The organism is Candidatus Binatia bacterium (assembly GCA_036504975.1).
Lineage (GTDB): Bacteria > Desulfobacterota > Binatia > UBA9968 > UBA9968 > JAJPJQ01.
In genome coordinates, this window is sequence record DASXUF010000139.1 from 1 (window position 1) to 4,960 (window position 4,960).

7 protein-coding genes are annotated in these 4,960 nt (G+C 57.3%); 1 reads left to right on the forward strand and 6 read right to left on the reverse strand.

Annotated features, from left to right (window positions below):
- Positions 1-211, forward strand: a 211-nt coding sequence (locus VGL70_17835; GenBank protein ID HEY3305386.1) for a hypothetical protein, incomplete at its 5' end; no start/stop codon positions are given.
- 49 nt (positions 212-260) lie between these two features.
- Here VGL70_17835 and VGL70_17840 read toward each other — a convergent pair.
- The 6 genes from VGL70_17840 to VGL70_17865 all read right to left on the reverse strand — a co-directional run.
- Positions 261-854, reverse strand: coding sequence for a hypothetical protein (locus VGL70_17840; protein ID HEY3305387.1), 594 nt, complete (start codon positions 852-854; stop codon positions 261-263).
- 69 nt (positions 855-923) lie between these two features.
- Positions 924-1,232 (reverse strand): GlsB/YeaQ/YmgE family stress response membrane protein, encoded by a 309-nt coding sequence (locus tag VGL70_17845; GenBank protein ID HEY3305388.1) that lies wholly within the window; start codon positions 1,230-1,232, stop codon positions 924-926.
- 304 nt (positions 1,233-1,536) lie between these two features.
- Complete coding sequence (locus VGL70_17850) at positions 1,537-3,888, reverse strand: transglycosylase domain-containing protein (GenBank protein HEY3305389.1); 2,352 nt, start codon at positions 3,886-3,888, stop codon at positions 1,537-1,539.
- A gap of 48 nt (positions 3,889-3,936) precedes the next feature.
- On the reverse strand, positions 3,937-4,065 hold the full coding sequence (locus VGL70_17855) for a hypothetical protein (protein HEY3305390.1): 129 nt from the start codon (positions 4,063-4,065) through the stop codon (positions 3,937-3,939).
- 370 nt (positions 4,066-4,435) lie between these two features.
- Positions 4,436-4,762 carry a glycine zipper domain-containing protein gene (locus VGL70_17860; protein ID HEY3305391.1) on the reverse strand — a complete coding sequence of 109 codons (327 nt, stop codon included), beginning with the start codon at positions 4,760-4,762 and terminating at the stop codon, positions 4,436-4,438.
- Positions 4,763-4,811: 49 nt separating this feature from the next.
- Positions 4,812-4,960: IS4 family transposase (locus tag VGL70_17865; protein ID HEY3305392.1), on the reverse strand; the 149-nt coding region annotated here is incomplete at its 5' end.

Here is a 4,960-nt window from a genome sequence, read left to right on the forward strand (position 1 = left end):
AGGCCAGATCGCGCTGCAAAAATATCCGGACCTTTATGGAGAAGTGCCGCCCAACTCGCGCCGCATCGACATTCCCAAGGACGATCTGCCGGCGGAGAGCAAGCTCGTCAAGGGAAGAAAGTATCTCGACATCTCGGACGCCGAGTGGCAGGACATGGCGCCGATCTTCAAGATCGTCAAGGAAGCCGTGAAACAAGGCGAGGCAAAATAACTACACGGCATGCCCCGCCTGCCCGTGCTGGAGATAAAGACGATCCGTCCTATTTCGAGATTTTTAGAGCGATGCCGAGAGGAATATCGGCATCCCCGACGCTCGTAGCCGTATCCAGCCCTTGAAGCCGCCAGTTTTGAACGGCTTCCTTAGAGAGTCCTTTTTGCCCACCAGCGCCCCAGCCCTCGGTTTTGGCCGACTTGATGTACTCAGTATTGCTGCTATCGCTAGCCGTCAAAGTCATCGTGGGTGATTTGACCAGATATTGAATGTTATTCCCATCGCTGAGAGTCAGAGAGAGGACCGTATCTTTACTTTCAACTACCGGCAATGTTTGAATCGCGGCGATTTGTTTCGAGACCGTCGTCTTGTTGACCGTATCGACGTACAGCCACACGGATGACACGACAATCGCCAGCAGCACCACCCAGGAATACTGACCGACCCTTTTCTGCCGCGTCAAAGAGCTGCGTCTCTGGGAGTCGAATAAGTTGCGGTAAGATTGTTTTTCCGCAGCCAACTTTTTACCGGCGTCCGGCTCCGTCGAGCTTTCGGGTTGATCGAACGATATTTGAATGCCGTTCAAGATCATCCCTGTGATTAATAAAACTACCGGGATGGCAATTATAAAAAATGGGTTCATTGCGTCCTCCTTACTCGTGACAGGCTTCTGACAGCCTTTGGCGCTCGTCTAATGTCTACTCATTTCCACTCACAACGAAATATTGTTTCCCCCGGCCAGGCTAAAAGCCAAGCATCGCGCGGAGACCTGTCGGAGAAATCCGACAAGAACGATCGAGCCCAGAACCGCGGTGGCATATCCGCTGAAGGAGCCGGCCTCCCCGATGACGATCCAGAAAAACAGATAGCCGCCGATGGAGGCGCCGATGATTCCAAAGAAAATATCCAGGCTCTTTGCATAACCCGCCGACAAGGATTCGCCGTAGCCCTTTTTTCCAATCAACTTTCCCGTCAACCAGCCGGCGATCCCGCCGGCTAAAATCCATGATATTCCGCTCATAACACCTCCTGCCGCCGCTAGTACGATCCGAAGAGGGAATTTAATTCCCCCTCTCCGGATCGGAAGGTCTGTCGGGTTCGATCGCAGCTAGCAGCGATCTGGCGGGAGGTCGAATTCATAACCTCAAAGGCCTCAACTTTCAGAGAGCCTTCAATCCACCCCCGACAGTGCCTTCAAGAAGTCCGCCTTCTTGCGTTGCTTAGTCTCCTTTTAACCTACATCGACTCTGAAGCGATTGCTGTCTAATATTGAACGCCTTGAAAAAAATCGGCTGCGCCGATCGAACAACTCCTATTCCCCAACCTTATTGGGAGATTGCCACGGGAGAAAAGTCCGGCAGCGGGGCCCTTTCAGCCGAATCGCCCATCAAATAGTCGCTGATGCGCCGTTCCATCTCGGGCGGAAACTCCGGCACGGAGCCCGCCAGCTTGTCGGCATATGTTCTGAGCATGATTTCCTTGAATACCGGAAGCGCCACCCGGGCGCCGGTTTCCTTCGCCCCGAGGGAACGGTTGTCGTCGAAGCCTATTCGGACCGCGACGGTGATTCCTTCGGGACCGTAAGTGGAGCCGATAAAGAGCGCGTCCCTGAACTCATTGGTCGTTCCCGTCTTTCCCATAACGGCGATCGGGAAATCTCCGGCAGCCAGCGCATGGGCCGTGCCGTTAGGAAGGCGTATGACGCCGCGCAGGCCTTCCTGAATGAGAGCGAGCGCGGGTTCGTCGAGATCGACCGGAGGCTCGTCGTCTTCGCTATCCACCAGCACCTCGCCCGAATTCCGGACGATTTGCCGGATCAGGTACGGTTGGGCAAGAACGCCTGAGGCTATCGTGCGATACGCATTGGCGAGCTCCAGCAAATTCACTTCCGACGCGCCCAACGCCGTCGTGGCATAGGGCTGGAGTCGCGTCCGGACTCCCACGTTCCGCGACGTTCTGAGAACGCTGGCAATGCCGATCTGCTTGGTGATCCAAATCGCCACGGCGTTTCTGGATTCGGCCAGCGCCTCCCGGAGCGAAATCATTCCCTTGAACTCGCCGTCGTAGTTCGAGATCCATTTCACGCCCGCTCCATCGGGAACACTGATGGGTTCGTCGGGAACCATGGTGCGGAGACTGAATGCTCCCTGCTGGAACGCAGCGAGATAAACCATGGGCTTCATTGCGGAGCCGGGTTGCCGCAGGGACTCCGTGACGCGGTTAAAGTCGCTGTACGACGCCGAGCGGGCTTTGTAGAACCGCCGGCCGCCCGTCTCCGCGAGGATGCTCGCGTCGTGATTCCTCAACACGACGACGGAACCCTGGATCACCCCTTGAGCGCTCGGGTGTCGCTTCTCATATAGCTCGAGGCCGCGTTCCAGCGCCTCGTTCATAATCCGCTGCACCCGCGCATCCACGGTCGAGTGAACTTGGATACGTCCCCGGAGGAGGTCTTCGACACCGACGTCCACGCGGCGGTCTTTGATCTCCTGAAGAACATTTTCAACGACCGCGGCCGACTGGAGCATCTTGTCCTTGTTCCGCCCAACAACTAGAATCGGGTGCCGGGCGGCGCCCGTCACCTTGTCGCGAGAAATAAAGCCGTTCGCCGCCATAAGCGCCAGAGTTTGATTTCTGCGGCGCAAGACCCTATCGGTTCGAGCCGCGCTGGGCGCGTAGGTGAGCGGCGACTTAGCGATGCCGGCGAGCAGCGCCGCCTTGTCGGCATCGTCTACGGTGAATGTGGCGAGCGGCCGTCCGAAATAATATTCCGCCGCTCGCGCAAAACCGTACTGGCCCTCTCCCATGTAAATAAAGCTGGCGTAGCGGGCGAGAATTTCCTCCTTGGCCCGGCGCTTCGAGCCGAAGCGCTTCTCCATCTCTTTTTCGATCCACAAAGAAAGCCGAATCTCCTCCATCTTCCGAAACCACATGTTGGCGCTTCGCGTCCCGATCACGTAAGACAACACGCGCGGCAAGAAGCCGCCGTGCCGGAGCTGGCTGCTGTTTTCCTGCGCCGTCAAGTCGCGCAGAAAATGACCGCGCACGAGCTGCTGCGTGATCGTCGATCCGCCTTGCGGAAAGATCGGCGGACTATCGACCTCGTCTCGCCGTCCCAGCCCTAGGAGGCCCGCCACCAAAGTTCCAACCCTGACTTTCCAAAGTACGCGAGGGATTCCAAAATAGTCCACTCCGCCATGGGAAAAGAAGTTCTTGTCCTCGACGGCCAGGATCGCATCGCGAACGATCGGCGGGATATCCTCGTATTGGGTGATCTCCCGGCGCTGCCTCGCCAGCCCAATGAGGGACTGTCCGTTGACATCGTAGACGTGGCCGATCGTGGGAAACTCGAAGCGGGCGAATGTCTCCATGTCGGGCAGGTCGCTGCGGTTGAAATAGACGTGACGGAATCCAATCGCGATGAGAGCGGCCGTGTCCAACGTCGTGCAGATCAGCAGGTAAACGACGGCGCTCTCCCAGCTCAGCCGGTCCAGGCGAACACGACGAATTCTCCGCGCCGCCGCCAGGACGGCGCCATGCGTGCGCCTGAACCAAGTTCGAACGAAGCCCGCCGAGTCCCACTGCGCGCGCAGGTACGGCCCGGGATCAGGAACGACTCCGAAGCCCACCAGTCCGGCGGTCACAGCCGCAAGCAACATCAGAAACCAATACAACACAGCTCGTCCTCGATGTTCAATTTAGCGAAACGACGCCGCCCCGCGCGGCTACCACAGGCCGAGGAATTTCAGAACGAAGACCACCACCACGACGAGGCCGATAATGTAGATGATGTTGTTCATGTCGCTTCCTCCTTTTTTTCGCATGCATTCGATGGACGCGCCCCTCTCCGGCATCTTACGCCTGTTTCTCTTTCAGGGAGCCTCGACCGAGCAAACATGGAAAAAGCTGGGCATGCTGGTTTACCCCGTACCACAGAACGCCCCGTACGTAAGTGCGGGGATGAATGTTCCGAAGTTCCCCGAAGGGCAGTGCCCCAAAGCCACGGACGTAAGTCCGTGGCACGGGCCTTACTTGGCCTGACGGGGATGAGGGCCGCAATCACGACAGACAAAACAGCCCGTTAAGGAAACACTCCCCAGAGAAAGCAGAAATACAATCAGCATGACTCCCAGCCAAACCTTTTTCTTCTTATTGACTTCCATTTCACCGTCTCCTTTTCGCCCGTTAAGACGCTCCGCACGGGCCGCCTAAATCACAGTCGCCTTAGTACTCCCCGCGCTCTCTCCTGAGCCGGTCGAGCTCACGAGCGTTACGGTCGATCTGTCGCTGCTGGTCATAGTCGCGGTTTTCCTGGCCCTGGATCTGATCGCCGATCAGGGCGCCGGCGCCTAACCCGAGCCCGCCGCCGATCAGCGCTCCCGCCGCCGGATGACCCACAGTGCTCCCGATGATCCCTCCCGCAACCGCCCCACCCACGGCGCCGATTCCAGCACCCTTTTCTCTGGTCGTAAGCGGCCCGCCCGCACAACCTACTCCGATCAACGCCGCAACCGTGATTGCAGCCAAGCCTTTACCGATTCTAGTTTTCATTGTCTCCTCCTTCTTTTTTTTACCGCAAAACAGAAGCGTCCGACACGTTTCAGAGTAAAATCAGTTGGTTGGGATCGACATTGATATCTCCGTTGGTTGCTGACTGAGTAAGGAGCTGAAACAACGGTGTTTTCTCGAATGGCGTGACGCTCAGAATCTGTAACATTTCGTGCAAGGATAAGTCCAGATTGAGCCGCT